The sequence below is a fragment of the Actibacterium sp. genome (assembly GCF_041584535.1).
In the GTDB taxonomy this organism is placed as follows: domain Bacteria; phylum Pseudomonadota; class Alphaproteobacteria; order Rhodobacterales; family Rhodobacteraceae; genus Actibacterium_D.
Window position 1 is genome coordinate 1 of the sequence record NZ_JBFHDW010000024.1, and the last position, 14,599, is coordinate 14,599.

Annotated in this window: 17 protein-coding genes; 9 read left to right on the forward strand and 8 right to left on the reverse strand. The window is 65.5% G+C overall.

The window, feature by feature from the left end:
- Window positions 1-906 (forward strand): branched-chain amino acid ABC transporter permease (locus ABYW26_RS02345; protein ID WP_372603131.1); only part of this gene is annotated, 906 nt, incomplete at its 5' end.
- Window positions 907-911: 5 nt separating this feature from the next.
- The gene (locus ABYW26_RS02350; RefSeq protein WP_372603132.1) at window positions 912-1,685 is read left to right on the forward strand and encodes an alpha/beta fold hydrolase; all 774 of its coding nucleotides are present in this window, start codon (window positions 912-914) and stop codon (window positions 1,683-1,685) included.
- Here the strand turns inward: ABYW26_RS02350 and ABYW26_RS02355 are convergent.
- From ABYW26_RS02355 to ABYW26_RS02375, 5 genes are read right to left on the reverse strand one after another with little or no spacing between them, the layout of a single operon-like run.
- The gene (locus tag ABYW26_RS02355; RefSeq protein WP_372603133.1) at window positions 1,682-2,044 is read right to left on the reverse strand and encodes a phosphate acetyltransferase; all 363 of its coding nucleotides are present in this window, start codon (window positions 2,042-2,044) and stop codon (window positions 1,682-1,684) included. The genes ABYW26_RS02350 and ABYW26_RS02355 overlap by 4 nt on opposite strands.
- Window positions 2,041-2,397, reverse strand: coding sequence for a MaoC family dehydratase (locus ABYW26_RS02360; RefSeq protein WP_372603134.1), 357 nt, complete (start codon window positions 2,395-2,397; stop codon window positions 2,041-2,043). Before ABYW26_RS02360 ends, ABYW26_RS02355 begins: the two co-directional genes overlap by 4 nt.
- Window positions 2,394-3,881, reverse strand: a complete 1,488-nt coding sequence (locus ABYW26_RS02365) for a class I adenylate-forming enzyme family protein (protein ID WP_372603135.1) — start codon at window positions 3,879-3,881, stop codon at window positions 2,394-2,396. The genes ABYW26_RS02360 and ABYW26_RS02365 overlap by 4 nt, the downstream gene beginning before the upstream one ends.
- Entirely contained in the window at window positions 3,874-4,662 is a 789-nt protein-coding gene (locus tag ABYW26_RS02370; protein ID WP_372603136.1) for an enoyl-CoA hydratase/isomerase family protein, read from the reverse strand. Before ABYW26_RS02370 ends, ABYW26_RS02365 begins: the two co-directional genes overlap by 8 nt.
- Complete coding sequence (locus ABYW26_RS02375) at window positions 4,659-5,249, reverse strand: TetR/AcrR family transcriptional regulator (protein WP_372603138.1); 591 nt, start codon at window positions 5,247-5,249, stop codon at window positions 4,659-4,661. The genes ABYW26_RS02370 and ABYW26_RS02375 overlap by 4 nt, the downstream gene beginning before the upstream one ends.
- Before the next feature lie 189 nt (window positions 5,250-5,438).
- Here ABYW26_RS02375 and ABYW26_RS02380 point away from each other — a divergent pair, with 189 nt between their 5' ends.
- From ABYW26_RS02380 to modC, 5 genes are read left to right on the forward strand one after another with little or no spacing between them, the layout of a single operon-like run.
- Window positions 5,439-5,882: an ion channel gene (locus ABYW26_RS02380; protein ID WP_372603139.1), complete on the forward strand. Its 444-nt coding sequence runs from the start codon at window positions 5,439-5,441 to the stop codon at window positions 5,880-5,882.
- Window positions 5,872-6,240 carry a winged helix-turn-helix domain-containing protein gene (locus ABYW26_RS02385; RefSeq protein ID WP_372603141.1) on the forward strand — a complete coding sequence of 123 codons (369 nt, stop codon included), beginning with the start codon at window positions 5,872-5,874 and terminating at the stop codon, window positions 6,238-6,240. Before ABYW26_RS02380 ends, ABYW26_RS02385 begins: the two co-directional genes overlap by 11 nt.
- Window positions 6,241-6,273: 33 nt before the next feature.
- Window positions 6,274-7,020, forward strand: coding sequence for a molybdate ABC transporter substrate-binding protein (modA, locus tag ABYW26_RS02390; protein ID WP_372603142.1), 747 nt, complete (start codon window positions 6,274-6,276; stop codon window positions 7,018-7,020).
- Window positions 7,013-7,684 carry a molybdate ABC transporter permease subunit gene (modB, locus tag ABYW26_RS02395; RefSeq protein ID WP_372603143.1) on the forward strand — a complete coding sequence of 224 codons (672 nt, stop codon included), beginning with the start codon at window positions 7,013-7,015 and terminating at the stop codon, window positions 7,682-7,684. The genes modA and modB overlap by 8 nt, the downstream gene beginning before the upstream one ends.
- On the forward strand, window positions 7,681-8,754 hold the full coding sequence (modC, locus tag ABYW26_RS02400) for a molybdenum ABC transporter ATP-binding protein (RefSeq protein ID WP_372603145.1): 1,074 nt from the start codon (window positions 7,681-7,683) through the stop codon (window positions 8,752-8,754). Before modB ends, modC begins: the two co-directional genes overlap by 4 nt.
- Window positions 8,755-8,766: 12 nt before the next feature.
- On the opposite strand, the gene ABYW26_RS02405 is transcribed toward modC, so the two are convergent.
- The 3 genes from ABYW26_RS02405 to ABYW26_RS02415 are packed head-to-tail and all read right to left on the reverse strand — an operon-like array spanning window position 8,767 to window position 12,282.
- Complete coding sequence (locus ABYW26_RS02405; protein WP_372603147.1) at window positions 8,767-9,393, reverse strand: ATP-binding cassette domain-containing protein; 627 nt, start codon at window positions 9,391-9,393, stop codon at window positions 8,767-8,769.
- Window positions 9,390-11,069 (reverse strand): ABC transporter permease, encoded by a 1,680-nt coding sequence (locus ABYW26_RS02410; RefSeq protein ID WP_372603148.1) that lies wholly within the window; start codon window positions 11,067-11,069, stop codon window positions 9,390-9,392. Before ABYW26_RS02410 ends, ABYW26_RS02405 begins: the two co-directional genes overlap by 4 nt.
- 1 nt (window position 11,070) lies before the next feature.
- A complete protein-coding gene (locus ABYW26_RS02415) occupies window positions 11,071-12,282 on the reverse strand; it encodes an ABC transporter substrate-binding protein (protein WP_372603149.1) in 1,212 nt (403 codons plus the stop codon).
- 215 nt (window positions 12,283-12,497) lie between these two features.
- Between ABYW26_RS02415 and ABYW26_RS02420 the strand changes: the two genes are divergently transcribed.
- Both ABYW26_RS02420 and clpX read left to right on the forward strand, forming a co-directional pair.
- Window positions 12,498-13,130 (forward strand): ATP-dependent Clp protease proteolytic subunit, encoded by a 633-nt coding sequence (locus tag ABYW26_RS02420; RefSeq protein WP_372603150.1) that lies wholly within the window; start codon window positions 12,498-12,500, stop codon window positions 13,128-13,130.
- A gap of 132 nt (window positions 13,131-13,262) precedes the next feature.
- Window positions 13,263-14,531, forward strand: coding sequence for an ATP-dependent Clp protease ATP-binding subunit ClpX (gene clpX, locus ABYW26_RS02425; RefSeq protein ID WP_372603151.1), 1,269 nt, complete (start codon window positions 13,263-13,265; stop codon window positions 14,529-14,531).
- Window positions 14,532-14,599: the final 68 nt, after the last annotated feature.

Genomic DNA, 14,599 nt, shown 5'->3' on the forward strand with positions numbered 1-14,599 from the left:
ATCGTGCTGGTGGCCAGTTACGACCTGATGCTGGGCTATGGCGGCATCGTCAGCTTTGCCCATACGATGTTCTTCGGGCTGGGGGCTTATGGCGTGGCGCTGGCCTCGGTTCATATGGGGCGCGGCTATGACGCGCTGGCGGTCGGCGCATTGGCCGGGGCGCTGGCGGCGGCGCTGTTGGCGCTGCTGATCGGGCTGTTTTCACTGCGGGTACGGGCGATCTTTTTCGCCATGATCACACTGGCGGTGGCCAGCGCGGTGGCGGTTCTGGTCAGCCAACTGTCGGGCCTGACCGGCGGCGAGGACGGGCTGAACTATAGCATCCCGCGCGACCTGACCCCGGCGCTGCGGCTGGGCGAGGTGATGGGCGTCAAGATCACCGGCAAGATCCTGAATTACTATCTGGTATTCTTTGCCTCGCTGGCGCTGTTCCTGATGCTGCTGCGGGTGGTGAATTCGCCCTTTGGCCGGGTGCTGCAGGCGATCCGCGAGAACGACTTCCGCGCCGAGGCCATTGGCTATCGCGTGGTCTGGTATCGCTCGGCGGCGACCTGTCTGTCGGCGGCGGTGGCGGCGCTGGCGGGTAGCCTGTTCGCGATCTGGCTGCGCTATGTCGGGCCGGACACCACGCTGTCTTTTGAAATCATGCTGGATATCCTGCTGATGGTGGTGATCGGCGGCATGGGCACGATGTATGGCGCGGTGGTCGGTGTGACCCTGTTCGTGCTGGCGCAGAACTATTTGCAGAACCTGATGGGTGTTGCCTCCGAGGCCACCAGCGGTCTGCCGCTGATCCCCGATCTGCTGAACCCCGACCGCTGGCTGCTGTGGCTGGGCGTGCTGTTCATCCTCAGCGTCTATTTCTTCCCGACCGGCATTGTCGGGCGGCTTCGGGGCGGGCGCTGAGCCGGGTGGCGCCGTCGCAACATACAGCGCACCCGCTGGTTTTTCTGCATGGCTGGACGATGCGGGGCGCGATCTTTGACGATCTGATCGCACGGATGGGGCCGGGGGCGCGCTGTTTCGCGCCGGATATGCCCGGTCACGGCAGCGCCGCGGATCAGCCGCTGTCGCTGGTAGCGATGGCCGATGCGGTGGCCGATCTGCTGGCGCGCAACGATCTGCAAAAGGTCATTCTGGTCGGCTGGTCGATGGGGGCCGCAGCCGCGTGGCAGATGATTCAGCGCCACGGCACCGCGCGGCTGGCCGGGCTGGTCACGGTGGACATGAGCCCGCGTCTGGTCAGCGGCCCGGACTGGCCGCACGGGCTAAAGGGCCAAAGCCCGGCGGATGTTCAGGCCTCGACCCGGCGCATGGCCGAGGATTGGCCGGGCATGGCCCATGCCATCGCCGCGACGATGTTCGCCCAACCCGGCGGCGCGCCGGGGTTCAGCAGCGACGCCGCTTTCGCGCAGATCATGGCCAACGATCCCGACCTGATGCGTCAGATCTGGGACGAACTGGTGGCCATGGACCTGCGCCGGGTGATCCCCGATCTGGACGTGCCGTATCTGGTGACTTACGGCCAGCGCAGCCGGGTCTATCCGGCCTCGGCGGCCCAGTGGCTGGCCGAGACCGCGCCGCAAGGCCGGGTGCAGGGCTTTGCCCAGTCCGGCCATTCGCCGCATCTGGAAGAACCCGCCGCCTTTGCTGATTGTCTGAAACGCTTTGCCGCCGGGCTTTAGGCGCCGACATCCTTGGCCTTGACCAGGGATCGCCCCTCGCAGACCACAGTGCCCTCGGGCGTGGTGCAGCGCGCCCAGAGATCGACCAGATGCTTTTCGCTGCGCAGGCGGACGATTTCGACCGTCGCGGTCAATTCGACCTCTAACGGTGCGGGCGCCGGGAAATGCAGGTCCTGTTTCAGGTAATTGGTGCCGGGGCCGGGCAGGTGCACCCCCAACAGATACGAGAACAACGCCGCGATCAGCGGTTCAGGCACCGTGGTTTGCGGCACGTCACAGCCCGACAGGGTGGCGAATTCGGTCAGATCGGCAGCGCTATAACTGCGGGTGACCTTGGCGGTTTGTCCAACTTGCATCATGCCAGCTCTGCCTCTCCGATCAGCAATTCCGCCCCGTCCACCACGCGCGCCGCGCGCATGATGACCTGTCCGGGCACCGTGCCGCGGATCGACAATTCGACCTCTTCCCCGGCGAAGGCGGGGTTGGGGAACATCATCGCTTGGTGCACCTGCTTGGCCTCGGGGCAGGCGGCGGTCAGCAGCCCCCACAGCCGCGAATAGATCAGCATGCCGTGGCTGACCGTGCGGCCAAAGGCGGTGCGGGCCGAAAATTCGGGATCGACATGGATCGGGTTGTCGTCGCCCGAGACCCGGGCGAAATCGTCGAACTCTTGCTGGCTGGGGGTCCAGCGGGCCGAAAGGGTCAGGGTCATTGCAGTATCTTTCTGAGATCGGGTTTGCGCACTTTGCCGGCGGCCGTGCGCGGGAAATCGTCCATCACGGAAAACCGCACCGGCACCTTATAGGCGGCGATCCGGTCGCGGCACCACGGGCGCAGGCTGTCGGGGTCAAGCGAATGTCCGGGGCGCAGGATCACGAAGGCCGCGCCGACCTCGCCCCATTTGGCGTCGGCCTGACCGACAACGGCGGCTTCCAGAATATCGGGATGGCTGTTCAACAGGCGCTCGACCTCGGCCGGGTAGACGTTTTCGCCGCCCGAGATGAACATGTCCTTCATCCGGTCGATCACGAACACATAGCCATCGGCGTCGCGCCGCCCGATGTCGCCGGTGCGCAGCCAGCCATCAGCAGTAAAGGTGTCGCGGGTGGCAGCGTCATTGCCGAAATAGCCCGGCGTGATATTCGGGCCGCGCAGCTGGATTTCGCCCTCGCCGGGCTGGCCGGGGGCCACGCCATCGAGTCGCATATCGGTCAGCATCTGCGCCCGCCCGACCGAGCCGATTTTCTCTTCGGCGCGGGCCGGGTCCATCAGGAACACGGTGGGGCCGGTCTCGGTCATGCCAAAGCCGTTCAGCACCTTCGCGCCTTTTTGCGCGAACAGCCGGATCAGCGGTTCCGGCAGCGGCGCGCCGCCACAGGCACAGCGGATGCTGGTCCAGTCGATGCTGTCCAGCTCGGGCATCAGGCTGAAGGCCTGATAGATCGCCGGGACGCCGAAGAACTGGTTGACCTGACCCTGCCGGATCAGATCCAGCAACTGATTGGGCTCGAATTTCGGGAACAGGCTGGATTGCCCGCCGGTCAGGAACATCGGCAAGGTGTAGAGGTTGATCCCGGCGGTGTGGAACAGCGGCAGGAAACAAACGGCACTGTCGCCCGGGGTCAGCCCGATCGCCTGGCTGATGTTCACCGTGTTGGCCCAGCTCATTCGCGCGGTCTGGATCACCGCCTTGGGCCGCCCGGTGGTGCCCGAGGTGAACAACAGATACCAAGGCCGCGTCGCCGGGACCGGATCGGCCAGCGCCGGGGCATCGCCATTGGCGATCCATCCGGCAAGGGTGGTGTCGATGTCGAACAGGTCGATCTGCATCTGGTCCGCGACAGCCTTGCCGACTTCGGCCAGACCGGCCTCACAGATCAGCGCGCGGGGCGCGACGCCGGTCAGGGTGTCGATCAGCTCGGGCGCCGGTTGCCGCCAGTTCAGCGGGCACAGGATGATCCCGGTTTTCTGGCAGGCGAACAGGGTGACAAAGAACTCGGCCCGGTTCAGGCACAGGATCGCCAGCCGGTCGCCAGCGGTCAGCCCGGCGGCGCGCAGCCCTTGCGCCACTGCATCGGCAGCGGCGTTGACGCGGGCAAAGCTCCAGTCCTGGCCGGTGCCAAGATCGCGAAACGCCAGCGCGTCGGGGGAAATCTCGGCCCGCTTGGCGGCCATGTCGGGGATGAGGTCAAACATGATCTATCGCCTGATCAGGGGTCAGAAAGGCGCGCATACCGTCCAGCACATCGGGCTGTCCGATCCGGTCGCGAAAGGCAGCGGTCTCGGCCTCCAGCCGCCGGGACAATGTGGCAAGGCGTGGCCCGTCCCAGATCAGCGCCTTGGCGGTCAGATGCGCATTCAGATTGCCATGCGCCAGCCGGTCGCGCGCCGCGTCCAGCGGATGATCCGAGACCTGCTCGGCCAGTCCCAGCCCGACCGCATCGCGCGCATCGACCCGTTCGTTGCTGTGCAGCCAGCTTAGTGTGCGTCCGGCGCCGATCCGGTGCGGCAACAGTGCGGTCCAGCCGCCATCAGGGGCAAAGCCGACGGCGCTGTAATAGGGTTGGATAAACGCCGTGGGCGACAGGATCGCCAGATCCGAGGCGAACAACAGCCCCGCCGCGCCACCGGTGATCGCGCCATTGGCCGCCACCGCCACCAGACGCGGCATCGAGACCAGCCGCAGCACCAGCGCCTGCAAGGGCGGCACCACCCGGTCGGCATAGGCACGGGCGGCTTCGGCACCGTTGCGGGCGGCCTCATAGAACCGGGCCACATCGCCACCCGACGGAAACGCCCGCCCGCCCGACAGCAGGATCACCTTGGCGTCATGCTGTTCGGCCTGATCCAACGCCGCATGCAGTGCGGTCATCAGGTTCGGTTCAAGCGCATTGGCGCGCGGGGCGCTCAGGCGAATCTGGGCGCACAGAGAGGCGTTGGCCAAGGGCATGAGGCGGGTTTCGACCAGCGCGGTCATGGTTCCAGCCCGTTGCGGATCATCGAGAACGCCTCGTCCACGACATGGTCGATATCGGGCGTATCGGCCCAAAGCACATAGCGTTCGCCCAAGGCCTTGGCCATGCCCATCAGCGCCCATGCCCGGACCTCGGCATCGCCGGGGCGCAACTGGCCCGCGGCCTCGGCGGCGGAAAGCTGGCTTTGATAGGCCTTGGCGAAATTGGTGAAATAGGTTCGGTAGGCGTCGGGATCGACAAAGCGCGCCTCTTCGACCACGCGATACAGCGCCGGGCGCTCGCAGACAAAACGCAGAAACGCCGCCAGCCCGCGCCGCTCGGCCTCAAGCCGGTTTGGCGCTTCGGTCACGGCGCCGGTGATGATGCCCCGCGTCAGGCGGCCCATTTCCAGAACCAGTTCGCGGAACACGTCCTCTTTGCTGGAGAAATAGATATAGAACGTGCCAAGCGCGGTTTCGGCCTTGCGGGTGATGTCGGCGATCGAGGCGGCGGAAAAGCCCTGACTGCCGATGACATCCTCGGCAGCGCGCAGCAATTGCTCGCGCCGCGCGGCACCGCGTTTGGTCTTGGGAGAAGGTGACGTAGCCATGCAACCTGAATACTGATTCATGTTTCATGTATCAAGCTGAAAGTCACACCCCCGCCGCACCATGGCAAAGGCACACGCGCCGCGCGAACGGCGTTCCGGATTCGCCCCCGAACGGGGGGCTTGCGCAGCCTGCCGCGCTTGGGTCAAATGCCGCTGAAGGAACGCCCAAGCGTTGCGACAAGGACCATCATGCTTGACGAACTGATCATCAGCACCGGCCTGATCCTGTTTACCGTTCTGCTGGCGGGGCTGGGGTTTTGGTTCATCGAAGGCGCGGTGACGGTTGCCGGGCCGTGGCTGGTGCGGCGGCCACATGCGCCGAAAATGGCGGTGGTTCTGGTGTCGTCGGTGCTGATCGTGCTGGTGGTGTTCAGTGCCTCGGTCTGGACATGGGCGGCGGCGTTTATCGTGCTGGACCTGTTCCCGACATGGGAGGCTTCGGTCTATTTCTCGATCGTCGTATTCACGACGCTGGGCTTTGGCGACGTGCTGTTGGACGACGAATGGCGGGTGCTGGGCGGTCTGGCGGCGGCGAATGGGCTGTTGAACATGGGGCTTTATACGGCGATGCTGGTCGAAATCCTGCGCCGGGTGCGTTCGGAACAGATCGAAGGACGCAGCGATGACCGATAGACCTTTGCCCGCGTTGCGGCTGCGCCTGACATTGCCGGGCGATGTGCCGTTCGGGCCGGGCAAGGCCGATCTGCTGCAAGGGATTTCCGAGACCGGCTCGATCTCGGCGGCGGGACGGGCGATGTCGATGAGCTATCGCCGGGCGTGGACGCTGGTCGAGGAAATGAATGCCGCCTTTGCAACGCCTCTGGTCGAAACCAGCCGTGGCGGGGCCGAGGGCGGCGGCGCCAAGCTGAGCCAACAAGGGATCGCCATGCTGGCGCTGTATCGCCGGATGCAGCGCGACGCCGAGACGGTGACCGCCCAGACCCGCGCCGGTGTCGCGGCGATGCTGGCCAATATGTCCGACGAAACATAACGCTTGCCTGTGCGGCGCGGGTCGATATGTTTGGTGAAACATATCGAGGACCGGATGCCGCGCGCGCTCGTTTTTGCCATTGCCGTTCTGACCAGTGCCGCGCCGGGCCTTGCCGGGTCGCGGCCCGTGGTTCTGGCGGCGGTGGCGGCCAATTTCGCCGGAACGGCGGCGGCGTTGGAACCGGCGTTCGAGGCCGCCTATCCCTATGATCTGCAACTGGTGATCGGCTCGACCGGACAGGCCTATGCCCAGATCCGGGCCGGGGCGCCTTATGATGTCTGGCTGGCCGCCGATCAGGCCCGCCCGGCGCGATTAGAGGCCGAAGGCGGCACCGTGCCCGGCAGCCGCTTTACCTATGCGCGCGGGCGGTTGGTGCTGTGGTCGCGGCGCAGCGATTTGCCCGCCGACCCGCTGGCGGCGCTGACCGATCCGACGGTGCAATTCGTGGCGCTGGCCAATCCCGACCTTGCCCCCTATGGCGCGGCGGCTGAGGCGGTGATCGCGGCCCTGAGTGTCGATCTGACCGGGCGCATGGTGCTGGGCCAAAATGTCGGGCAGGCCTATGCGCTGGTGGCGACCGGCAATGCCGATCTGGGCTTTGTCGCGCAATCGGCGCTGGCCGGGGCCGGGGGCGTGGTGCGGGCGCTGGACCCGGCGCTGTATCCGCCGATCCTGCAGGACGCAGTGCAACTGACCGACACGGCCGGCGCGGCGGCGCTGATGGCATTTCTACGCTCGGACCCGGCGCGGGCTGTGATGCAGGAGGCGGGCTATGATTGATCTGGCGCCGCTGTGGCTGACGCTGAAACTGGCGGCGGTGACGACGCTGATCCTTGTGCTGTTGGGCACGCCATTGGCATGGGCGCTGGCCCGGAGCCGCAGCCAGTGGAAGCCGGTGGCCGAGGCCCTGACCGCGCTGCCGCTGGTGCTGCCGCCGACGGTGATCGGGTTCTACCTGCTGGTCTTCCTCAGCCCCTCGGCCCCGCTGGGCGCCGCGTGGCGCGATGCGACCGGGCAGGCGCTGACGTTCTCGTTTGCCGGGCTGGTGGTGGCGTCTTGTCTCTATTCGTTGCCATTCATGGTGCAGCCGCTGCAATCGGCGTTCGAATCCCTTGGCCGCGCCCCGCTTGAGGCCGCCGCCAGCCTGCGTGCCGGGCCGTGGGACGCGTTTTTCAGCGTCGTCCTGCCGCTGTCGGCGCGCGGCTATCTGACCGCCGTGGTGCTGAGCTTTGCCCATACAATCGGCGAATTCGGCGTGGTGCTGATGGTGGGCGGCAATATCCCCGGCCGCACCAAGGTGATCTCGATCGCGATCTATGAACAGGTCGAGACCATCAACTATGCGCAGGCGCATCTGTGGTCGGCGGGGATGCTGGCCTTTGCTTTTGTGATCCTCTTGCTGGTCTATACGCTGAACCGGCGCTTTCCGGTGCATCTGGGATGAGCGCGCTGTCCTTGGATATTCGCCTGCAACAGGGCGACTTTCGCCTGAACGCCGTTCTGGAGGCCGAGCTGGCCGGCATCACGGCGCTGTTTGGCCCGTCGGGGGCGGGGAAATCGACCTTGCTCAGGGCGATAGCCGGATTTGACCGCGCCGAGGGCCGGATCGGTTTTGACGGGCTGACATGGCAGGGGCCTGACCGTTTCGTGCCGCCGCATCAGCGCGGGGTCGGCATGGTGTTTCAGGATGCGCGGCTGTTCGGGCATTTGTCGGTCGCGGGCAACCTGCGCTTTGCCGCGCGGCGGGCAGCAGGCGCGATCACCCAAGACACCGTGGTTCAGGCGCTGGACCTTGCGCCGCTTTTGTCCCGCCGTCCGGCCTCATTGTCCGGCGGCGAACGTCAACGGGTCGCCATCGGCCGGGCCTTGCTGGCACAGCCGCGACTGATGCTGATGGATGAACCGCTGGCGGCGCTGGATCTGGCCCGCAAGGCGCAAATCCTGCCCTATATCGCCCGGCTGCCGGGGATGTTCGGCATTCCGGTGCTGTATGTCACCCACTCGGTCGAGGAACTGGCCCAGATCGCCGACCGGCTGATCGCGATGCAGGACGGGCAGATCGTGGCCTCGGGGCCGCTGGCCCAGACCTTTGCCCGTCTCGATATCGGGGCTGGCGGCAGCCGGTTCGAAGGCGGGGTGATCCTGCGGGCGCAGGTGGCGGGGCATGACGCCGGCTATCGCCTGACCCGACTGAGCGTGGCCGGGCATGAACTGGTCATGCCCGAGGCGGCGCTGGCCATCGGCGATACGGTGCAATTGCGCGTCCGGGCCCGTGACGTGATGCTGGCCACCGCCCGCCCCGAGGGGCTGAGCGCGCAGAACCTGCTGGCGGGCCGGATCACCGAGATCCTGTCCGAAGCCGACACGCCATTTGCCGAAGTGTTCCTTGATGTCGGCGGGCAGGGGCTGCGGGCGCGGGTGACGCGGGCGGCGGTCGATCAGATGGGGCTTCGCGTCGGGGCGCAGGCCTTTGCCGTGCTCAAGGCGATCTCGTTCGACCGGCGGGTTGGGTAACGCGGGCCGGGCCTAGCCCAGCGACATCACCTCGCCCCCGGCGGCACGGGCATCCTCGGCATCATGGGTCACCAGAACCACAGGCAGATTGCGGGCGCGGGCGCGCTCGAACACCATGTCGCGCATCTGACCGCGCAGATCGGCGTCCAGCCCGGAAAACGGCTCGTCCAGCAACAGCGCCTGCGGCTCGGACAGCAACATCCGCATCAGCGCGACGCGGGCCTTTTGCCCGCCCGACAGCGTCGCCGGATCGCGCCCGGCAAAGCCATCCATGCCGATCTCGGCCAGCGCCTGCGCGATCGCAGCCTTGCGGTCGGGTGTGCCCGGCGGCAGGCCAAAGCTCAGATTGCCGCCGACCGACAGGTGCGGAAACAACAGGTGGTCCTGAAACAGAATGCCCACATGCCGATCCTGTGGTGGCAGACCGGCAAGGTCGCGGCCATTCAGAACGATCCGGCCGCGACAGCGAAACCCCGGCGCCAGCGTGCCGGTGATCGCCGCCAGTATCGTCGATTTGCCGATGCCCGACGGCCCCATCACCGTCAGCACCGCGCCGGGCGCGATACGGGCCGACAGCGACACCAAAGGCCGGTTGCCAAGGTGGATGGTCAATGTGTCAAGGATCAGTCCGGCTGTCATGCCGCCCCCCTTAGCCCGCGCCGGTTGGCCCAGACAAGCCGTGGCAGGCCGATGGCCGCGGCAAAGCCCAAGATTACCACTCCGGTTTGCGCCAGAGCGTAGATGCCGATCACCCGGCGGTCGCCGCCTGCGGACAGGGCGACGGCCTCGGTCGTCAGGGTCTGGACCCGGCCCGCGCCGATCAGCAGCGTCGGCAGGTATTGCCCTACTGACACCGCAAAGCCCACCGCCGCGGCGGTCAGGATCGGCGCCAGCAGCATCGGCAGGCGCAGGCGCCAGAACACCCGGCTAGGCCCGGCGCCAAGGGCGGCGGCGACGGTGGCCTGACGGCGGTCCCAGCCATTGTAAGGATCATCCAGCGACAGCATCACATAGGGCAGGACAAACACCAGATGCGCCGCGATCACCGCGCTGCGGCCCATGTCGGCGCCGATGCCAAGGGCCAGCATTTGCAGCCCGTGCAGGAACGCCACCTGCGGGATCAAGAGCGGCAGATACAGCAACCACATCGCGCCCCGGCCTTTGGACAGGTTGAACCGCTGTTCGGCCTCAAGACAGAAGACCACCAGAACCAGCGCAATGGCGGTCGCGGCGGCGGCGATCAGAACCGTTTCGGTCAGCGGTTCGATCAGGCCCGCGCCGTGGCGCTGCCAGTGGCCCGGTGTCAGCAGATCGGGCAGGGCATTGGGAAAGCGCCACGGCCCGGCGACCGACCACAGCGCCAGACCGGCAATCCCGGCAAAGATCGCGCCTGCCGACAGCCCGGCCAGCGCCAGCGCGGCGAGGCGCGCCAGCCGGTCTTGTGCCAGCCGCCGGCCATCTGCCGCCCAACGCGCGCACCAGCCCAGCACCAGCCCCTCGGCCAGCCGCCACAGCCCCAGCCCGGCCATCACCAGCCCGACCTGCACCACCGCCCCGGCTGACGCCGTCAGCCGCAGCGTCAGGTCCGGCGCGCCCATCCAGCGCACCACCTGCACCGCCAGTGGTGGCGGCGTGTTCGGGCCAAGGATCAGCGCCACGTCAACTACGGACATCGAATAGGCCAGCACCGCATAGACCGGCAGCCGGATCAGCGGGTAAAGCCGGGGCAGGATCAGTTTCAGCCATGCCGCCATCCGGCCATAGCCCATGGCCTGCGCCAGGGTCAGGCTGCGGTTGGGCTGGCATTGCGGCAAGGCGGCCAGTGCCATCAGCAACAGGAACGGCACCTCTTTCGCCACCAGCCCCAGCACCATGGCGATGCCCCACGGGTCTTGCACGATCAACAGGTCGGGCGGGCGGTCCCAGCCGGTCAGCCATGGCGACAGCGCCCGCGCGATCCAGCCCGAGGGCGCAATCAGAAAAGCGATGCCAAAGGCCGCAGCGGCGTGCGGCACGGACAACAGCGGCGACAGTGCGCGCTCGATCCAGTGAAAGGCGCGGGTGCCCGACCATGCCGACAGGATCAGCACCGTCACCATCAGCGACAGCAGCGTCGCCGCGATGCCGGTGGTGGCGCTGAGGCGCAGTGCCGGGCCAAAGCCGGGCCAGTCCAACAAGGCGCGAAACGCCGCCAGACTGGTGTGTTCGGCGCCGATCGCCGGGAAATAGCCAAAGGCCGGCACCACCATGCCTGCCAACCCGGCCAGAACCGGCAGGGTCAGCAACAGCACGGTCAGCACCGGCGCGATGCGCATATCAGTGGGCCACGCCGTAGCGCGCGGTCCAGTCCTCGGCCAGTTTCACCGCCCAGCTTGGGTGTGGTTCAGGCAGAGTGGCGCCCAATTCCGCCGGGGTCAGGGTGGCAATGCCAAGGTCCAGCGCCGCGAAGGCTGCGCGTTGGTCCGGGGTCAGGCTGTCCATCGCCAGAACCGTGCCATAGCCCAGAATATCGGGGTTCTGGGCATGGGCCTGTGCCTGGGGCGACAGCAGGAAATCGGCCAGCACCATCGCACCGGCCTTGGCGCTGGCGTTATAGGGAATCGCGACAAAGCTGGCGTTGCCGATGGTGCCGCCGTCAAAGACAAAGCTGCGCACCGTGTCGGGCAGTTCGCCATTGGCGATGGCGGTCGAGGCCTCGCTGGGTGAAAAGCTGATCGCCAGATCAATTTCGCCATCGGCCATCAGTTGCAACTGCCGCGGCCCGGTCTGCGGATAGGCGCGACCGCTGCGCCAGAGGCTCGGGGTGATCCCGTCCAGCCATGCCCACAGCGGCGCGGTGATGGCGTCGTAATCCACTGCCTCGACCGGTTGTTGCAGCAGGGCCGGGTCTTTGGTCAGGCCCAACAGCGCCTGTTTCAGAAAGGTCGTGCCCAGAAAATCGGGCGGCTGCGGAAAGGTAAAGCGGCCGGGGTTGGCTGCGATCCAATCGGCCAGCGCAAGGGCGGATTTCGGCGGCTCGGTCAGACGGGCGGTATCGTAATAAAACACCACCTGCGCCATCGCCCATGGCGATTCCAGACCCTCGGTCGGGACGGTGAAATCGCTTTGCACCGTCGGCTTGCCCGCAACATCGACATAGCGCCAGTTCGGCAGATCCTCGGCCCACGGCCCGAACAGCAGGCCGTTCTGTTTCATCGCGGCGAAATTGGCGCCGTTGATCCAGATCAGATCGACCGCGCCACCCGCATCCTTGCCCGCAGCCTTTTCCGCCAGAACCCGGCTAACGGCATCGGCCGTGTCCGAAAGTTTCACATGCTCGACCGTCACGCCGTAGCGGTCCTGAACCTGTTGCCCGGCCCATGCGATAAAGTCATTGGTCGCGGTCGCGCCGCCCCATGCGTTCCAATACACGGTCTGACCCTTGGCCTCGGCCAGAACCGACGGCCAGTCCGAGGGCACCGGATCGGCCTGCGCAACCGGGGCCATCAGGGCCAGTGCAGCGGTCAGGGCGGCAATAAATCGAGACATGCGAAAGGATCCTCCAAATCAGCTTTTTACCGGTAAAAGCCTATTCCGCCGATCACCGCCACACAAAAAATCGTGTTTTCATCGTGCAATTTCCGACATTTCCGGCACCTGTGCGACGACTTGCGCCTCTGGCTCTTGCAGCCCGCCGGACGCCGCCATAAGACTCTGCTAGGTAACCTGTCCCTATCATGGGCGCATCCAACAGGCGGGCGATAATGAACGATCCTATTGATACTTACATGAACACGCTGGTTCCGATGGTGGTCGAGCAGACCTCGCGCGGGGAACGGGCCTATGATATTTTCTCGCGGTTGTTGAAAGAACGGATCATTTTCCTGTCCGGCCCGGTGCATGACGGCATGTCCAGCCTGATCGTGGCGCAGCTGCTGCATCTGGAGGCCGAAAACCCCAGCAAGGAAATCAGCATGTATATCAACAGCCCCGGCGGTGTCGTCACCTCGGGCCTGTCGATCTATGACACGATGCAATACATCAAACCCAAGGTCAGCACGCTGGTCGTGGGACAGGCGGCGTCGATGGGATCGCTGCTGTTGGCCGCCGGCGAGCCGGGGATGCGGTTCTCGTTGCCGAACAGCCGGATCATGGTTCACCAGCCCTCGGGCGGCTATCAGGGTCAGGCGACGGACATCATGATTCACGCCCAGGAAACCCAAAAGCTGAAGGACCGTCTGAACAGCATTTACGTCAAGCATACCGGGCGGAAAATGAAGGAAGTGGTCGACGCGTTGGAGCGCGACAACTTCATGGACGCCGAGCAGGCCAAGGCCTGGGGCCTGATCGACGAGATCGTCGAAAACCGTGCCCGGGACGACGACGCGGCCAAGTAACCGCTATTCGTGAACCGGACCATGACTTTTTGACGTTGTGCCGGGAAAATCTCTGGCCTAGGCTGATGGGGTAAACTGTCAGCCGGGCCATCCGCGGATCGCCGCGATACGTGCTAGCCTCAGAGGAAGACCATGGCGAATAACTCAGGAAGCGACTCGAAAAACACGCTCTATTGCTCGTTCTGCGGCAAGAGCCAACACGAGGTTCGCAAACTGATTGCCGGGCCGACCGTGTTCATCTGTGATGAATGCGTCGAACTGTGCATGGACATCATTCGGGAAGAGACCAAGGCCTCGGGGCTGAAGTCCACCGACGGCGTGCCCACGCCCAAGGACATCTGTGCGGTTCTGGATGACTATGTCATCGGTCAGTCCCACGCCAAGCGCGTGCTGTCGGTGGCGGTTCACAACCACTACAAACGCCTGAACCTTGCCTCGAAATCCGGCGAGATCGAACTGGCGAAATCGAACATCCTGCTGATCGGCCCGACCGGCTGTGGCAAGACCCTGCTGGCGCAGACGCTGGCGCGGATTCTGGATGTGCCGTTCACCATGGCCGACGCCACCACCCTGACCGAAGCCGGTTACGTGGGCGAGGATGTCGAGAACATCATCCTCAAACTGTTGCAGGCCAGCGAATACAATGTCGAGCGCGCGCAGCGCGGCATCGTCTATATCGACGAGGTCGACAAGATTACCCGCAAGTCGGACAACCCCTCGATCACCCGCGACGTCTCGGGCGAGGGCGTGCAGCAAGCGCTGCTGAAGATCATGGAAGGCACCGTGGCATCGGTGCCGCCGCAGGGGGGCCGCAAGCATCCGCAACAGGAATTCCTGCAGGTGGATACCACCAATATCCTGTTCATTTGCGGCGGCGCGTTCGCCGGTCTGGAAAAGATCATCTCGCAACGCGGCAAAGGCTCGGGCATCGGCTTTGGCGCCGAGGTCAAGGATAACGACAACCGCGGCGTGGGCGAGACCTTCAAGGAACTCGAACCCGAGGATCTGCTGAAATTCGGCCTGATCCCGGAATTCGTCGGCCGTCTGCCGGTGATTGCCACCCTGACCGATCTGGACGAAGAGGCGCTTGTCACCATCCTGACCGAACCGAAAAACGCGCTGGTCAAGCAATACCAGCGCCTGTTCGAACTGGAAGACACGCAGCTGACCTTTACCGAAGACGCGCTGAAAGCCATCGCCAAGCGCGCGATCGAACGGAAAACCGGTGCGCGTGGCCTGCGCTCGATCATGGAGGACATCCTGCTGGACACGATGTTCGACCTGCCGGGCATGGATGATGTGACCGAGGTTGTCGTCAACGAAGAAGCGGTCGTGCATGCCGAGGCCAAGCCGCTGATGATCTATGCCGACGCCAAGAAAGAGGGCGCCAGCGCAGGCTGAGCCCCGACCTGAAAAATCGACATGAAAGGGTGGCTTTGGCCACCCTTTTTCTTTGCGGGACGGCGCAG

Excerpts from the sequence above, each read along its gene's own strand:
- clpX (WP_372603151.1), top strand. The coding sequence starts at position 13,263 with ATGGCGAATAACTCAGGAAGCGACTCGAAAAACACGCTCTATTGCTCG.
- ABYW26_RS02370 (WP_372603136.1), bottom strand. The coding sequence starts at position 4,662 with ATGACCGCGCTGGTCGAAACCCGCCTCATGCCCTTGGCCAACGCCTCT.
- modC (WP_372603145.1), top strand. The coding sequence starts at position 7,681 with ATGAGCGCGCTGTCCTTGGATATTCGCCTGCAACAGGGCGACTTTCGC.
- ABYW26_RS02355 (WP_372603133.1), bottom strand. The coding sequence starts at position 2,044 with ATGATGCAAGTTGGACAAACCGCCAAGGTCACCCGCAGTTATAGCGCT.
- ABYW26_RS02405 (WP_372603147.1), bottom strand. The coding sequence starts at position 9,393 with ATGACAGCCGGACTGATCCTTGACACATTGACCATCCACCTTGGCAAC.
- ABYW26_RS02420 (WP_372603150.1), top strand. The coding sequence starts at position 12,498 with ATGAACGATCCTATTGATACTTACATGAACACGCTGGTTCCGATGGTG.
- ABYW26_RS02375 (WP_372603138.1), bottom strand. The coding sequence starts at position 5,249 with ATGGCTACGTCACCTTCTCCCAAGACCAAACGCGGTGCCGCGCGGCGC.
- ABYW26_RS02380 (WP_372603139.1), top strand. The coding sequence starts at position 5,439 with ATGCTTGACGAACTGATCATCAGCACCGGCCTGATCCTGTTTACCGTT.
- modB (WP_372603143.1), top strand. The coding sequence starts at position 7,013 with ATGATTGATCTGGCGCCGCTGTGGCTGACGCTGAAACTGGCGGCGGTG.
- ABYW26_RS02410 (WP_372603148.1), bottom strand. The coding sequence starts at position 11,069 with ATGCGCATCGCGCCGGTGCTGACCGTGCTGTTGCTGACCCTGCCGGTT.
- ABYW26_RS02365 (WP_372603135.1), bottom strand. The coding sequence starts at position 3,881 with ATGTTTGACCTCATCCCCGACATGGCCGCCAAGCGGGCCGAGATTTCC.
- ABYW26_RS02360 (WP_372603134.1), bottom strand. The coding sequence starts at position 2,397 with ATGACCCTGACCCTTTCGGCCCGCTGGACCCCCAGCCAGCAAGAGTTC.
- ABYW26_RS02415 (WP_372603149.1), bottom strand. The coding sequence starts at position 12,282 with ATGTCTCGATTTATTGCCGCCCTGACCGCTGCACTGGCCCTGATGGCC.
- ABYW26_RS02385 (WP_372603141.1), top strand. The coding sequence starts at position 5,872 with ATGACCGATAGACCTTTGCCCGCGTTGCGGCTGCGCCTGACATTGCCG.